General features: G+C 56.0%; 13 protein-coding genes. 3 read left to right on the top strand and 10 right to left on the bottom strand.

Annotated elements, in window-relative coordinates; genetic code table 11:
* The coding region (gene rsmB / locus NW815_RS07665; protein WP_414415864.1) for a 16S rRNA (cytosine(967)-C(5))-methyltransferase RsmB at positions 1-1,037 on the bottom strand (1,037 nt) is incomplete at its 3' end.
* 142 nt (positions 1,038-1,179) lie between these two features.
* Here rsmB and hisA point away from each other — a divergent pair.
* Positions 1,180-1,944, top strand: a complete 765-nt coding sequence (hisA, locus tag NW815_RS07660; protein WP_414387869.1) for a 1-(5-phosphoribosyl)-5-[(5-phosphoribosylamino)methylideneamino]imidazole-4-carboxamide isomerase — start codon at positions 1,180-1,182, stop codon at positions 1,942-1,944.
* A gap of 137 nt (positions 1,945-2,081) precedes the next feature.
* Positions 2,082-3,272: a M20 metallopeptidase family protein gene (locus NW815_RS07655; protein WP_414387864.1), complete on the top strand. Its 1,191-nt coding sequence runs from the start codon at positions 2,082-2,084 to the stop codon at positions 3,270-3,272.
* 13 nt (positions 3,273-3,285) lie between these two features.
* Here the strand turns inward: NW815_RS07655 and NW815_RS07650 are convergent, their stop codons facing one another.
* The 7 genes from NW815_RS07650 to NW815_RS07620 all read right to left on the bottom strand — a co-directional run bounded on the left by NW815_RS07650 (position 3,286) and on the right by NW815_RS07620 (position 13,400).
* Entirely contained in the window at positions 3,286-3,855 is a 570-nt protein-coding gene (locus NW815_RS07650) for a hypothetical protein (protein WP_414387865.1), read from the bottom strand.
* A gap of 124 nt (positions 3,856-3,979) precedes the next feature.
* A complete protein-coding gene (locus NW815_RS07645) occupies positions 3,980-5,686 on the bottom strand; it encodes an ATP-binding protein (RefSeq protein WP_414415863.1) in 1,707 nt (568 codons plus the stop codon).
* Positions 5,686-6,279 carry a hypothetical protein gene (locus NW815_RS07640; protein ID WP_414341843.1) on the bottom strand — a complete coding sequence of 198 codons (594 nt, stop codon included), beginning with the start codon at positions 6,277-6,279 and terminating at the stop codon, positions 5,686-5,688. Before NW815_RS07640 ends, NW815_RS07645 begins: the two co-directional genes overlap by 1 nt.
* A complete protein-coding gene (locus NW815_RS07635) occupies positions 6,276-7,469 on the bottom strand; it encodes a DNA double-strand break repair nuclease NurA (protein WP_414389533.1) in 1,194 nt (397 codons plus the stop codon). The genes NW815_RS07640 and NW815_RS07635 overlap by 4 nt, the downstream gene beginning before the upstream one ends.
* Positions 7,459-11,055 (bottom strand): AAA family ATPase, encoded by a 3,597-nt coding sequence (locus tag NW815_RS07630; RefSeq protein WP_414389531.1) that lies wholly within the window; start codon positions 11,053-11,055, stop codon positions 7,459-7,461. The genes NW815_RS07635 and NW815_RS07630 overlap by 11 nt, the downstream gene beginning before the upstream one ends.
* A gap of 2 nt (positions 11,056-11,057) precedes the next feature.
* Positions 11,058-12,326, bottom strand: coding sequence for a metallophosphoesterase family protein (locus tag NW815_RS07625; RefSeq protein ID WP_414389529.1), 1,269 nt, complete (start codon positions 12,324-12,326; stop codon positions 11,058-11,060).
* Between the two features lie 180 nt (positions 12,327-12,506).
* On the bottom strand, positions 12,507-13,400 hold the full coding sequence (locus NW815_RS07620) for a bestrophin family protein (RefSeq protein WP_414389527.1): 894 nt from the start codon (positions 13,398-13,400) through the stop codon (positions 12,507-12,509).
* Positions 13,401-13,637: 237 nt separating this feature from the next.
* Here NW815_RS07620 and NW815_RS07615 point away from each other — a divergent pair, with 237 nt between their 5' ends.
* Positions 13,638-14,129: a helix-turn-helix domain-containing protein gene (locus NW815_RS07615; RefSeq protein WP_414389524.1), complete on the top strand. Its 492-nt coding sequence runs from the start codon at positions 13,638-13,640 to the stop codon at positions 14,127-14,129.
* Here NW815_RS07615 and NW815_RS07610 read toward each other — a convergent pair whose 3' ends face one another.
* Together NW815_RS07610 and tatA are read right to left on the bottom strand one after the other, a co-directional pair.
* Complete coding sequence (locus NW815_RS07610) at positions 14,130-14,966, bottom strand: anti-sigma factor domain-containing protein (protein ID WP_414389521.1); 837 nt, start codon at positions 14,964-14,966, stop codon at positions 14,130-14,132.
* A gap of 226 nt (positions 14,967-15,192) precedes the next feature.
* Positions 15,193-15,438, bottom strand: coding sequence for a twin-arginine translocase TatA/TatE family subunit (gene tatA / locus NW815_RS07605; RefSeq protein ID WP_011433563.1), 246 nt, complete (start codon positions 15,436-15,438; stop codon positions 15,193-15,195).
* Positions 15,439-15,672 lie beyond the last annotated feature (234 nt).

Here is a 15,672-nt window from a genome sequence, read left to right as displayed (position 1 = left end):
GGGGGCAAGGGGGCAGGGGGTAAGGACTCCGTCCCGCTGACGCGATCGGCAGCAGCGCTCAGCGGCAACAGGTCGATGGCCAGGGAACGAATCGAGGTCAAGCCCAAGCGATGGGCATTTTCCTCTAGGCGCCGCAGACGGTGGGGGTGACGATCCAAAGCCCAAATCTCCCCTCGATCCTGCATGTGTTGGGCTATTTGGGTGGTCTTGCCGCCCGGAGCAGCGCAGCAGTCGATCACCCGCTCTCCCGGCTGGGGATCCAGGCAATGCACCACCTGCTGGGCACTGGCATCTTGAACGCTCCACCAACCCTGGGCAAAGCCGGGCAGGGCCGTGATGTCGCCAGCATGATCCTGAAGTCGCAAGGCACCCGGCACCTCGGAGATGGGGAGGGCAGGGATCCCGGCTGCTGCCAAGGCTTGAATGACTTTATTCACATCTGCCCGCAGTGGGTTGACCCGCAAATCCAGGTGGGGTGGCTGATTAAACCAAGCACACAACTGCTCCGTTTCCACCGGCCCCAGGCGCTCCCACCATAGGCTCACCAACCAGTCGGGAAAGCTGTGCAGGATCCCCAAAGCCTGAATTGGGTCGGCTGGCAGAGTGTCCTCGAGGGGCTTGAGGGGATCCTTCTCTGGCTGATCCAACACTTGCCGCTGGTAGGCGCGCAAGATGCCGTTCACCACCCCTGTCAGGGATCCCAGCCCCATCTGGCGGGCCAATTCCACGCTGGTATGGATGGCAGCACTGGCCGGGATCTGATCCAAAAAAGCCAGTTGGTAGAGGCCGAGATGCAAAATCAGTCGCAAATCGGGGGGCTGCTTGTGGGCAGGACGCTGGGCAAAGCAATCGATCAAGGCATCGAGGGTGCGGCGACGGCGGGTAATGCCATACACCAGCTCGCTGACCAGATGCCGGTCGGCGGGGATCAGGCTGCTGTTGGCCAACAAATGCCCCAGAACCAGGTCGGCATAGGCGTTTTGGCGCTCGATTTTCTGCAGAGCCAACAGAGCCAGTTGGCGCGCGTTCATAGTCATCTCAGGATGTTCTCCCATCGCGTCAGCGGTGTGGAGCACTTTAGGGTCTAGAGATCCAGATCTCCGCTGGAGCAAGGCCGCTCCCAGGCGATACTGGAAAAGCCCCTCAAGGGATCCCATCATGCCTTACTCAACTGCTTTTCTGGAGGTGATCCCCGCCATCGACCTTTTGCAGGGCCGCGCCGTGCGCCTTTACCAGGGGGATTACGCCCAGGCAGAACAGGTAGCCGACGACCCGATCCAACAGGCCGAAGCTTGGGCGGCACAGGGTGCTCCTCGCCTGCATGTGGTCGATCTGGACGGAGCCAAAAGCGGGGATCCAGTCAACCTGCCCATCATTGAGCGCATTGTCCGCAGCCTGGCCATCCCGGTGCAGGTGGGGGGTGGGATCCGATCCCTGGAACGGGCGCGGCAGTTGCTGGAGCTGGGGGTGGATCGGGTGATCGTTGGCACCCTACCCGTAGAGGATCCTGACACCCTGGAGGCGATGACCCAAGCCTTGCCCGGTCGGGTTTGGGTGGGGATCGACGCTCGGCAGGGGCAAGTGGCCACCCGCGGCTGGCTGAGCACCACTCCCCTGCGGGCCACCGAATTGGTGCAACGGGTGGGGGAACAGGGCGTCGCCGGCATCATCTACACCGACATTGGCCGGGATGGCACCCTGGCCGGCCCCAACCTACAACAGTTGCAGGAGATCCTCGCCATCTCCCGCCTGCCTGTGATTGCTTCGGGGGGAATCGGATCGCTAACGGATTTGCTGGCTTTGTTGAGCTTGCCCGGTTTGACGGGGGCCATTTTGGGTAAAGCCCTCTACTCAGGGGCGATCTCCTTGCAAGAGGCTTTGCGAGCAGTGGGGCCGGGCCGTTGGCAGGATCTGCCGCCGGAAACCGGATCCCAGTGGGCCTAGATGTCCACCTCGACGCCGAGCGGAAAGCAGCCTCAGCAATGCCATACTGGGCAAAATCGACAGGCAACTGCATGCAACCAACACTGGCCATCGGTGAAGGTTTTCCAAGACATTTTTGTTTTTTTGTTTTTCAGGTCATGTCCTTTCCCGCACTTCGCCCTGCTGTTCGAGCTTTACAACCCGAGTTGGTGACCTGGCGCCGCCACATCCACAAGTATCCTGAGCTGGGCTTCCAGGAGAAGCAAACCGCCGCCTACATCAGCCAGCGCCTGAAAAGTTGGGGGATCCCTCACCAGACCGGCATTGCCCACACCGGCATCGTGGCCACCATTGAGGGAGAGCAGCCGGGGCCGGTTTTGGCGCTGCGGGCCGATATGGATGCCCTGCCCATTCACGAGGCTAACGAAGTTGATTACTGCTCCGCTGTCCCTAACGTCATGCACGCCTGCGGCCACGACGGCCACACCGCCATTGCTCTAGGCACCGCCAAGCTGCTGCAACAGCACCGCCACCACCTCAGGGGTACCGTCAAGGTCATTTTTCAACCTGCCGAAGAAGGCCCCGGCGGAGCCAAGCCCATGCTGGAGGCGGGGGTTCTGAAAAACCCGGATGTGGAAGCCATCCTCGGCCTACACCTGTGGAATAATCGCCCTCTAGGCACTATTGGCGTGAAAAGTGGCCCCTCGATGGCCTTTGCCGACCGCTTTCAGATTCAGGTGATCGGGCGAGGCGGACATGCTGCCCTTCCCCAACAAACAGTGGATGCCATTGTGGTGGGATCCCACATTGTCAATGCTTTGCAGACCATTGTCTCCCGCAATGTGGATCCGATGCTGCCGGCGGTGGTGACGGTGGGCCGTTTCCGGGCCGGCGATGCCTTCAACGTTATCGCCCCAAGCGCAGAAATTTGGGGTACTGTGCGCAGTTTTCACCCTGAAGTGGCCGATTTGATCCCAAAGCGCATGGAAGAAATCGTTGCCGGCATTTGCCAAGCCTACGGAGCCACCTATGAGTTTCGATTCGAGCGGGGCTATCCGGCGGTTCAAAACGATCCTGCTATGGCAGCTCTGGTGGAACAGTCTGCCCGCGAGGTGTTTGGCCCAGAGGCGAGGATCATCCCAGAGATGACCATGGGCGGAGAGGATGTCTCGTTTTTCCTGAATGAGGTGCCTGGCTGCTACTTTTTTTTGGGATCCGCCAACCCCGCCAAGGGACTGGACTATCCCCATCACCACCCCCGCTTCGACTTCGATGAGGCTGCCCTTGGCATTGGGGTAGAGCTGTTCCTGCGCTGCATTGAGAACTACACCGGGCAAGCCTTGAGTTAGCGGGAAACCTCGGCTAGGGCCTGAGCAAGTCAGCGGATCCGCTGCCGGGAAGCAGCAAAGGTTGCATGGGTTCTGGGGTGGGTAGGGCGGGGACAGGATTCAAGTCGGCGGGAATGTAGAGGGGTTTGGGGTCGGGATCCCCACCGAAGGCCAGCACAAGGGCTTCCAGCAGGGCCTGTCGCTGTTGCCGGTTCAGGGATTGTACAACGGCTTTGTCTTGGGCGTAGGGGTTGACCGTGAGGCGGTCGGCACCGGGATACCGTTGGGCGATGATTGGCTCATTGGCATCGAAATAGTCTGCCAGCGTCAGTTGCCAGTCAAAGCGGTCGGTCGGGGAGCGACCGGCCACCTGCAGATGGTAAACCATCATCCGCCGCACCAAGGTATCTTCCTCAGGCGTAGGGCCGCCGTCATTGGGGTTAATGGGGGTGTAGACGTTTTCCAGCGGCAGATCCGGCAGAGCTTCGTATACCTGCCGCGCTGCTTGGGGAATCAGCCGCAACTGAGCATAGGCAGGCCCGGATCCCAGTAGAACTGCAACGGCAATGCCCAGCAAACCTGGCAAAAGGGCTTGTTTCCTCATCCTGCTCGCCCCAAAACTTGTTTCTGTGAAATGAATTGTATTGCAATCAAGCAGTGGTTTCGGATTGTAGATTTGGCAGATTCAGCGATTGAGATCAGGCCACAGTTGGAGTTTTGGGCCATTGCTAATCAATGCTGAGTCCATCCACCACCTGAGGTTGAGGACGCGGTTTGAGAGGGGCCGACTGGGCCAAGCGATCCCGTTGGTGGTGCTCTTGGGAATGCCTTTGCCAGAGGCCAAGAATATCCAACGTTTCGCCGCCATGCTGCGTATAACGCTTCCGCACTTTACATAACACGGGGGTATTGACGCACACACCGGAGACGATCACCTGACCTTTGCTCAAGGCGGGCAATTCCTGCAACAGATCCCGCCCGGCAGCCTCGACACTGTGGCGCAGATTTTCTTGATCGGAAGGGTTGACAATTCGCATTAAAAATTGGCTCATGCATTGCGACAAAATGTCCGAGTCTAACTTGCCAGGGCGTTGCGTGATGAGACCTACCCCCAGTCCAAACTTGCGTCCTTCGCTGAGGATGGTGCGCAGCACCTGTTTGCAACGGGAAGGCTCGTGGGCAGGGGCAAACCGATGGGCCTCTTCCAGCAAAATAAAGACGGGATAAGGCAAGTAATTTTCGTCCCCCGGCTGGATCTTGCCTTTGTGGGTATTGATCCGAGCATAGTTGGCCTGGCGCAAGATGGCAGCAGCGATCACCTGCTGTTCTTCTTGGCTGATCTCATGCATTTGCAGGATGGTTACCTGCCCCGGCTCAAACAAGTCTTTGGGAGCTAGGTGTTGCAAATTGTCGAAATAGGGAGAACGGTCGATCTGTTCTAATTTCCACTCCAAAGCGGCGGCTGAGGATCCCTGGGATCCATCCTCTGCGGAATCAGCCTCGTTTACGGCATCGATTAAGTCCTGAATCGTCCAGCGGATCGGGTTAAATTGAGTTGTTTTGCGAAAGGCTTTCTCCAGAAAAGATTTCTGTCGGTCAGTGGTCTCTGGCAGCAGGGTCAGAATATCAAAGAAGTTGAGAGAAGATACACGAATCTTAATTTCCTGTGGTGAAAGAACCTTGACTTTGGGTCGGTAGCCATCTTCCCCAAAAAACTTGGGGTGGGACTGCATTTCTGCCAGCGTGTGGTATTCCCCGTGGGGATCGAAAATGAGGACGGCAGCTCGGTTTTTGGGCAAAAGCAGCTCTTCAATCAAAACCCCTGCTGTATAAGATTTGCCGGATCCTGTCCCCGCCAAAATGGCCAGATGGGTGCTGACCATTTCCTTGACGTCCAGTACTACGGGCACTGCTCCCTCATCGCGCAACAACAGGCTGCCCAAGTGAGCACCCCCAATGGCTGTTTCATCTCGTTTGTTCAAAATTGATTTCAGCAGACGATTGGAGGCCAGAAAAACCTTGGCACCGGGATCCGGAGCGCGGCGGGGGTTAATAAAGCCCATCTTCTGATTGAAATAGCCGATGACCTCGACGGTAACCGCATAGATTTCCGGATTGGGATGGGTGAAGCCCACCAGAGCCACAATGGTGCTGGGATCGATTTCGGTATCGGCAAAGATGCGATCGGGGATGTGATCCAGGAGCTGAACTTGGCTAATTTTACCCAAGATTTGCAGCGTTTGCGATTGGGGATCCTGGACTTCGTAGTAGACGAAATCGCCCACCTTTACCGCTTGGGTATTGGAAGTGATGAAAACATATTGGTTAGAGGTTTCTCCAGGCCCTTTGACGGTGCCAATTACCTCTGGAGAGTCCTCAGTTGGAGAGAGGGTGGCTTCTGGATGGTGGCCATTATCGGTGATTTTTTGGGGCATTAGCGCATCGCTCCTACAGTCATTTTCCAGGCCAATTCTTTGCTTAAGATTTGCAGAGCTCGCCGTTGAGCTGGATCGGCAAACATCGGCGTAATGTCGTTCAAGACTTGGTAGATCAAATGATTGGCAAAGTTGCCGCCGCTACTCAGCAGCAAACCATAGTAGGAAAATTGGGTTTGACCTTGGGGATCCTGGTGAAAGCGCAGGATCTCTTCCCGGCTCATGCGAAAAACCGGCGTGTTTACAGGCACCACCACGCGCGGGATCCCTTGTCGGCCACAGCGGCGCTCTTCATCCAGAGCCCCGATTAAAACCACCGAGAGTAGCGTGCGCACCTCATTCTGCAAATCGGGGGAAAAATAGGGATCCGGCTGGCTGGAAAGGCGCGGCCCAGAATTGAGGAACATCGGATTCAGGAGTTGGGTATTGTAAACCAGACCTACGGCCCAGTGTCGCCGGTCGCTTTCTAGCTTGACAAAGCTGCCGAAGCCATAGTCATCAGGAGTCGGCGGATTTTTGACTTCTAAAGCATCGTCCACCTGCACCACATAATCACAGTGATTGTTGGAGCGAACTACCTTTCCCAATCTCATCGAACTCGTCTCCGCTGTAATTTACTTACTGTTTTCCGGGATAGCCTTAGGTTCAGCTTTTCGCGAGCGGCCCAATCTTGCATGAGGCGTAAGAAAAGGTTGCGATCCTCATTGCGAATAACGGCTATTTGATCGGCTGTCTCCAGCACATAAGGATAACCTCGCCCAATCACCACCTCACAGCGAACCAGATCCACCAACCAGTCCAACAGTCCTGCCTCATAAACCCAAACGGGTATTTCCAAGCGGGCCGGAAAGTTGTCATTGGTGCGCAGGTAAACAAACCCCACTCGCTCTCGCATTTCTTGGTAGCGATTGAGGATCCCATCTTGGGGGTTGAGGCTGCCGCCGCGGGCACAGATGAAAAAAGGTGTGCGATCCCCCCACTCCAACCAGGGACTAAGCAGTTGCGCATCGTGAAGCTGTGGAGCTTCGGGTAGGTCAAAACAATGCTTCAGCAACGCCACCAGATCGGAAGTGTAGGTGGTGTCTATGTAGGCCACGATAGGGATCCGGCTTTGCTCGCTGGCCCGCAAAAGCTGGAGCAAACACTGCACATAGAAATCTTGGCTTTCTGGCTCGAAGACTTCGGCAAAAGTAGCCACCAGCGCCCCATCCAAAAAGGCCAATTTTCGGGATCCCGGTTGAGATTTTTGAATGTATTCTACAAGTCTCTCGATTTCCATTTGAAAGCGGCGCATGTTAACCATTCGCTCTTTCGGTTCGCCGCTGCTGTCGGATCCCAGGTCCCTTGGAGTCAATACATCCACTTGAATGTCTTTTTCGTACAAGCCTGTTGCACAATGATGGTTTTCATACCAGCCGATTTGCACCAGCGCCACCGGTATTGACAGATCTTTGCTGGGATAAATCTGGGATCCATCCACGGCAAAGGTGGGAATATTTTCAATGACCGATTTCGCCCACTCACGGCTTTCTTCGTAATTGGCCCATTCCTGCTCAAAAGGGATCTTCCAATTGGAGTAGCGATCCCACTCCGCAGTAGGTAAAGCGCCTGGGAAAGGGAATGGAGCTATTTTTTCGGCAATCTCTAAGCTCGACCACTGGCGCAAGCTTTCCATAGCCTGCTTATAGTATTCTCTACGCTCCGACAGCCTTTGATCAAAAGTGGCAAAGGCCTCCCGCTTTTGCTGCAACACTGCCAGGATCCGGTCGGCTCTAAACACCATAGGCGGGATCCCTCCCTACCGACTTGGATCCGGAGTGCCTTTCCACCCGAATAACATTTTCTGTCATTTGCTCAAAGGTATCGTCGTGGCTGATGACAAACAGCTGCTCAAAAGATCGCAGGTTGGTAATAGCCTCTGCCAGCCGCTGTCGCCGTTGGGTATCCATATTGGTGGTGGGCTCATCGAAAAAGGCAATATTTAGTTGTCCCAACACCTTGAGCAAAGCCAAGCGCACTGCCAAGGCCGCCGACATTTGCTCTCCCCCGGAAAGGCTGGCAAACCGTCGTTTGGGGCTGCCGGCTTCTTGAACGCGGATCTCATAATCGGCTTCCCAGGTCAGGGTGACGTTGGGACGGTTGAGAATTTCTCGGAAGAGGTGATCGGCAGTATGGTTGATCTGCTGCAGGTAGTATTGGGTAATTTGAGGGCCGGCTTTTCTATAGGTATCTCGGCTAAACTTGATAAAGCGGTGTAGGCGTTCTTTCTCAGTTTTTTCTGCCTCGACTTGCTTTAAGCTTGCCTTGGTCTGTTCCAATTGCCGCAACTTTTCCTCAATTTTGCTCAGTTGAGGAGCTAGGCTCTCCAGTCGGGCCTGGGCTTCGGCTTTTTGAATTTCGGTGGCCTGCAGAAGGGATCGAAGGCGCTCATGCTCCTGCGGTTGATACAGAGCAGCCAAGGGATCCCGTGCTGCGCGAAGTTGGGAAAGCTGAGTTTGCAGTTGCTGCCGCTGGGCGTTTAGCTCGGCCAGTTCCTGTTCCCGTTGGGGAAGCAATTTGGCGATGGGTTCTGCCTGCAGATAGCGCTCGTGATCTAAACGGTATCGTTCGCGTTCTTCCTGCAGGGATCCCAGCTCTCGATCCAGATGCTCCGTTTGGCATAGGGCCTCCTCGATAGGGTTGAGTGCGGCCTGTAAATCCTGAAGCTGCTGCAGGCAGTCGGCCTGCATTTGTAAATACTGCTTTTCCTGTTTTAGCTCTGCTTTGAGCCGTTCGGCTTGACTTCTGGGATCCCCCAGAGATTTTAAGGTTTTGGCGGCTTTTTCAATTTGGGCTTGCAGGTCATCTTTGGATCCCTCTGTTTGTTCCCAGCGGTCGATCTGGGCTTGTTTTTCTTGCTTGGCTTTCTGGATTTGATCTAGGGCCAACTGGGCCGCTTGGAGTTCATCTTGCCGTCGGGGCAAACTTTGGGCAAGAGGCTGCATGCGGATAAAGGTCTCGTAGTTGTTGCGGTGCCGGCCTTGTTCTTCCCGCAAGGCTGCAATTCTTTCATCCAGATCTGAAAGCGGTTGCAGCTGCTCTTCTAGGGCTTGTATCTGCTGTTGGAGTTGCTGAACATGGGCCGCTATTTGTTGATATTCTTGCTCAACCCTAGACTTGCGGCTGAGATCTCTTTCCAAGCGCTGGATTTGCCCTCTGGGATCCCCCAGTTCTTGCAGCGCCTGGCCAATTTCCTGTTGTTGCCGAAGGAAGGTGGGCTCAGCCTCAAGATCCCAGTGAAGATCATCAATTCTGCTTTGTCGTTCGGCTTGCAACTGCAGCAGTTGCTGAATTTGGGCTTGTAAATCGGGTATTTGTGCGGTTAGGCCGAGCAAGGGCTGCAAAGTCCTGAGTTGTTTTTGGATGTTGGACAACTGCTGACGAAGTTGGGGCTCGGAAGTTTGGGGAGCCAGATCCTGCAAAATCTGATGGATGGACTGGAGCAACTGTTGGCTGAGTGCTGAAGATCGAGTGAGTACCTCTGGGATCCGCTGCCACAGAGATTGAAGTTGGGGATAGTTGTGTCGCTGCGCTTCCAATTCGTCCAGAAGTTGCCGGATGCTGTGATGGTGTTGAGCCAATTGATCCGAGCCCTGCTCAAAAAGGGCTTGTAGCTCCTGTTGAAATTGACGAGCTGCGGCAATGCGGCTGAGCTGAGTTTGCAATCGCTCCTGTTGAGTTTCGAGCGCAGGAATGGCGGCTACCCGCTCCAAATCCGCCTGCCGTTGTCTCAGTTGGAGCTGCAGTTGTTGCAATTGGACTTGGCCTTGTTCCTGCTCCGTTTCCCGTTGTTTGAGTTCAAGGCGCAGAGCCTGAAAGGAAGCCAACTTCTCGCCAAGTTGGGAGTGGCGCTGCTCCAGGGAGGCCTGCCGTTCACACAGGGGTTGCAGCTCAAGTTTTTCCGCCTCCATTTTTTGGAAGATCTGGAGTTGTTGCTGATATTCGGATCCCTGCAGCTCCAATCGATGCAGTTGATGTTGCAAAGTTTCCCGTTGAGCCAGTAAAGTTTGTCGGGTTCGCCGCAGCGCTTCCTGCTCTGCAATGAGGGTTTCCAACTGCAAATAACGGTTGTAGGTCAATTGATGCTGCCGACATATGGCCCGGGCCTGTTCAGCTTCTTGCACTCGGCTTTGTAGCAGTTGACAGCGCTCGGCGTGGGCTGTCCATTCTGCCTGGATCTGTTCCCATTCGCGGTGCAGGTGTAGCAACGTGTTGAGCTGTTGAGTCCAATAGGTCTGCTGACGCTCTAGCTCCTCTTGGGCCTGAATTTGCGGGGTTAGCTCCTCTAGCTCCTGCTTCCAGCGCTGCTGTTGGCTTAACTTTTCTTGAAGTCTTGCCAATTGGTTTTCGATATGCTGCTTTTGCGAGAGCAAAGCATCCCGCTGTTTCAGCCACTCCAAGCGTTGCTGTTGCTGTTTTTCCAGCTCCCGCAAGCGAGCTTCTGTGGCCAAAAAATGCTGAGATCCCTCCCAGTATTGCTGTTGCTGCGCTTGAGCTTGCCTGGCCTCTGCCCATAACTTTTCTGCCTGCTCAAGAGATACCTGAAGCAGGGATCCCTTTTGCTCCAGTTGGGCAATCTGGTGATCTAAAGTTTGGATTTGCTCAAGCCATTTCTCCAGTCGCTCGATCTCAAGCTTAACCTGATCCAGAGTGTGGATCGATTGACTCAAGCGCTCTTGCCAATAACTCAGTTCTTGTTGGATTTTCTGCCGCTCTGCTTGCAGCGGATCCCACTCCTGTAGCTGTTGGCGGAGCAATTCAATTTGATGATTAATGGCCTGAATCTGCGCCTCGCTGTATTTTTCGACCGCCAACAGGTCTTTGGCTACCTGCTGGTACTCTTCCACCTTTAAGATGCGATCGAAAACTTCTTTGCGATCTCGACCGGTTTTGAGAAAGTCTGCCGTGAAAGTCCCTTGGGGCACCCCAATCGTTGTGGCAAAGAGCCGCGCCAGGTCGGTACCGGCAGGTACGCCCAAATGTTGCCTCAGCCACGGCAGCACATCGGACTTGCGCTCATACTCTAGGCGCTGCTTCAGCTGGGGATCAAAGAGACGATATCCCTGCGTTACGCTGCGGCGAACATCGTAGGTGCGCTGATCCCATTGGGAGATAAATTGCACAGTCACCACTGCGTCGTTGGCCCCGGAGCGAATGATTTCTTCTTGGCTGTAGGGGCAGTAGTCGAACAAAACCCAGGCAATGGCTTCCAAAATGCTGGTCTTGCCCGCTCCGTTTTCTCCGCAAATGGCGTTAATACCTGGCTCAAACGTGAAGACGGCATCCTCATGAGATTTGAAGTTTTGTAAAGCGAGAGAGAGGATCCGCATAATCAGTCTTCTGCTCCCCAAAAAGCTCCCCTTAGGTGAGCATACACTTCAGATTCTCCTTGCCCATCCAAAACCTTTTCTTTAAGATCCAGAAGCAGCCGCGCTAGCTCTTCACTGCGTTTGCGGTAGTGGGCATGGCTGCTCAGCAGATCCCTGTAGATTTTCTCTTCGATTTGTAGCCTCTGCCCCTCTTCTTCCAAGGAAAGGGCAGCCGACCCGAGCTCTAAAGTATTGGCCTCAAAACGAAACAGAACCAGCAAGGCGCCGGTAAGCTGCTGAATTTGACACTGTAGGGCGCGGCTATCCAGCTCATGCTTGGCGAACCCCACCTGTCCCACCAGCCGCAACTCCACCATCGGCTCCATCTCACTTTCCTGAAGGCGGGATCCCTTGGCCAGGGCAATGGCTGCTGCGGCAATTTGTTCGGGGGTTTCTCTGCCCTTGGCCTCCAGATAGAGCCGGCGACGAGGCCGCTGATGGTAATCCTGTACCAACTCCGCTTGTGGCGGGCCATCTCCCCAGCGGACGCGGTAGGCCCCCCGTTGGAAGTCCCATTCGGCAGTGCTGTTGGCCTCCAGGGATCCCGGATTGAAGATCCACCCGCCCTCGGAATAGCTTTTGTGAATGTGTCCCAAGGCCAGGTAGCCCACCCCCGCCTCCCGCAGGGGCAGCAGATCTTTGTAGCGCAGAGCGCCTTGGTAACGGGCAATTTGGCCCTCTAGACCGTGGTGGAACATCAACACCACCCGTTCTGGGCCGGGGGGCAACCGTCGAATGGCCGCCGCCAACTGCTCAATCGACCGAGGGGCTGCCGATCCGTACCACTGGGATCCGATCACCCGCACCCCACAGGGCAAATCCAGATACCCTCCCCGCCGGCCCGACCAGGGACGCAGCTCCAGTCCTTCTTCCCCTTCCTCAGGCTCCAGCAATATCAGCTCCCCGTGATCGGCCAAGTACCTCAGCCAACTGGTTTTCACGCCATAGGGGCGATTGTCGTGGTTGCCCTCGATGGCCAACACCGGAATCCCGGCCTGCTGCAGCTCCCGCAAGACGATCTGGGCTTGGTTGAGAACGCCGGGCTGAATCTGCCGATGCTCGAACAGATCTCCGGCGATGAGCACAAAGTCCACCGGATCCTGAATGGCATAGCGCCGGACAACATCCCGAAAAGCCAAAAAGAAGTCCTTGCTCCGCTCCGGGCTGTCGTAGCGGTCATAGCCCAGATGCACATCGGCCAGGTGTAAAAATGTGCAGGTTGAGCAGGCCATCCCCAGAGCACCTCGGCAAATTGTCCACAGTTTAGCAAACCCATCTTGTTCCCTACCCAAGATATAGGGATCCCTTCCTCTCAATCATCGGGTTCGCCCCGGCTATCTCCACTAGGGGTAGGTGCCGGCTGAGGATCTGAAATGGGCAGCTGCCCTGCCATCCAGAACGGCGAGAGTTCCCTAAGTGGAATTGATCAAATCCGCAATATTGTGCTTCATCTTGTTGCAAATGTTATCGAGGGGCAGATCATTGGGATCCCGGCCGAAGGGGTTTTCAATTTCGATGCCGATCTCTTCAACGCCAAACAACATAAAGCTCAGCCATCCCACAATGGGGCCGGTCATCCAACCCAAACCTTCCACCATCTGAAACGGCAAAGATAAACAGTAGAGCAATAACAACTGCTTCAAGTGCAGGGCATAAGCCATGGGCATTGGGGTCATGAGAATGCGCTCGCAAGCCCCCAGCGCATCCACCATGCTGTTGAGCCGCTCCACCATGATCGTGAGCTGGTAGACCTCAACGCGGCCCTTTTGGTATTGTCGCTGTAAGTAATCTCCGATCCAAAGGGCAATTTGCAAGGGGGGGTGTTTGAGGCTTTGGAGACGTTGCAACTGCTCCGGGCTGAGGAGGGGCTGAATCTCATCCAGCAAAGGTTCCTGGCGCAAGTGCTGTTTCATGGCCATGGCAAAGGCGGGCAACAGATATAGAGTTTGGATCTTCTCTTCTCGGTCGCCGGGCTGCTTTTCTTCAATGGCTACCCAAATCAGGCGGGCCAAATTGCGCACGTCATTCACCACGGATCCCCAGGCTTTCCGCCCCTCCCAGAACCGTTCGTAGGCGGTGTTTGTCCGAAACACCAGCATCAAACCCAAAACGATGTTGGGCACAAACGCCACCAACGACGACAGCGCCAGGGGCAGCCCCAGCTTATACAGAATCGAAACCAGCACTCCGACCAAGCCGCAGGTAAAGGCGCGGGGCAGCACTGCCGGCACAACTGATCCTTGCAACTGCAGGGCCAGTCGAAACCAACGCAGCCCCTCTCCTGCAAGATACTTGCGAAGAACCATAGTGCAGCGTCGGCAAGCTTGCCCTCTAATCCTACAGCCTGCCGCCCTAGAGGGGATCCCTTGCCCGCCTATCTTGAAAAGCGACGAGGGTAGCCTGTTAGAGATTTTTCAGTTCGAGATTCTGTAAATGTCAAGCAATGCCCAGGCAAACTTCACGAACAACTTCCAGAACCCGAAGGTACTGTGGTACACTCTCAGCCAAGCAACAAATTCAACGCCGTTCTGCGATACCTCGACATGGCTGGAGTCCTCAAGCTCGACATTCGGGAATCGGCTGAAGAGCTCAAATCTCTACTTGGCAAGCAGTCCACACCGACCGGCAAGGAGCGGGTTCAAGCTCTTTACCTGCTCAAGATTGGGAAAGTCAAGACGATGACAGGCTTGGCTGAAATTCTGGGGCGGGACATCTCAACGATTTTTCGATGGTTTCAACGCTACAAGGCCAGGGGGCTAGAGGGCATGTTGACGGTGCCCCGCAACCAAGGGCGCAAACCCCTCATCCCCAAGCCGGTTTTGGAAATCCTCAAGCAGGAGCTGCATCAGCCTGGCCGATTCCGTACCTACAGCGACATCCGCGAATGGCTGCGGGAAACGCACGGTGTGGATGCTTCCTACAAAGTTGTGCATGAAACGGTTCGCTACCGTCTTAAGGTGCGCTTGCGGGGATCCCATGCTAAGCGGCGCAAGAGCGGGGGACAAACTCCCCAGCCATCCCCCCATCTCTCTTGATCAGGGCTGGGCGGCAGGGATCCAGAAACTGCTCTGCAGCAGAGGCGGGCCTGTGGGGGATTCGCTTCCTCCTGCCGGTTCAAGGGTGACGAGAAGGCGGGTCGGCTGCTCAGAATGGAGGGGTTGACTGAGCCATTGCAGGGATCCTTCCCCGTTGACGGCAAAAGTGCCGGCGTTTTCCAGCAGTCGTCCCCCTCCCTGGATCTCCGACTCCAGCCACAGTTGATAGGTGCTCCCTGGGGGGGCGGGAGCCATCTCCGAGGCCAAGAGCAGCACCTGCTTGGCATGGGGCGACCAGAGGGCTTGCACCAACAGGGGAGTGCTGAAGCTGGGATCCCGCAGCAGGGTTCGCTGCACCTGCGGTTGTCGTTGCCACTCTTGGTAGAGCCGTTGAACTGCCACCGACTCTCCCTCGATGGGGGATCCCCACTGCCAGCGCAGCCGCCAGTAGGCCGCTGTTATGGCTACCGCGTAGATCCCCAGCACTGCCAGGCTGCCCCAAAGGAGACGTCGCGGCCCCAGAGGGGCTGAGGTTTGAATGGAGAGGGGGACAGGTAGCCAAGCCCAACGCCGCAGCCGTTCCCTAGCCTGAAAGGCTGTCAACTCGTAGAGCCACAGGGCCACTGAGCGATCCCGCTGCAGGTCAAAGGCATTGGCGTGTTTCCAGCAGAACTCGAACACCTGCCGCACCACCTCTTCCGCCTGGTGAGGTTGCTTGAGAATGGCCAAGGCAATATCCAGCAGGCGCTTCTGATAGCGATCCTTGAGCAAGAAGTGGCTGCGGCGATCCCGCAGTTGGATCTGGCGCATTAACTCGAAATCGGTCAGCTCAGCCATACCACCTCTGGGGCATCCGATGGGCCCATCCAGGCTGATCCTGGCTCAGCCGGTAGCGCCGGGCCGGGAAACTTTCCAGAACTATACACTAGCCCTGGATCTGGCTCCCTTGCGAGCTGACTTTACTTCTGATCGAAGCTGGCTTGGATCCCCCCTCTCGACAAGATCCCCAGTTGCGGCAGCACGTCCCTGGCAGAAGTTGGGATCCCACCCCTCTCCGCGACCCTCAGGCGGCATCCTTCTCCACCACCTTCTCCACCTTTTCCGTGCCGGCAGGCTCGTCATCGCTGCTGGGGTTGTTCATCTCTTGTTTGAAACTCCGCAACGCTTTGCCAAAGGCGCTGCCCAACTCCGGTAGCTTCTTGGGGCCAAACACGACCACCGCGATCACCCCAATCACGGCCAGCTCTGGCAGGCCCATGCCGAAGATGCTCACGGCCAGGATAGGTTCGCTCGGCAGCAGGATAGTCATAAGTCCCCAAAACCTGAAAAGTAGAACAGACGGATCAACCCAGCTTGCAAGGGATCCATCCGTCCCACTCTAACAAGTTCTTCTCCCATGCAGAAAGGGTGTGGAAAGGGATCCCCTTCTCCCATCCTGCCCCCGGCCCACTCAAGACATAGGATGGTGCTATCTTTTGCCGATTCCTGGGATCCCTTGCCCGATTCTCCTGTTTAAAAGTTTAAAAAAAGCCATGCCTGTCCC

Source organism: Synechococcus sp. R6-7 (genome assembly GCF_047461695.1).
Lineage (GTDB): Bacteria > Cyanobacteriota > Cyanobacteriia > Thermostichales > Thermostichaceae > Thermostichus.
Note: the sequence above shows the minus strand (reverse complement) of the source record. Positions and strands in the feature narration are given on the sequence as shown.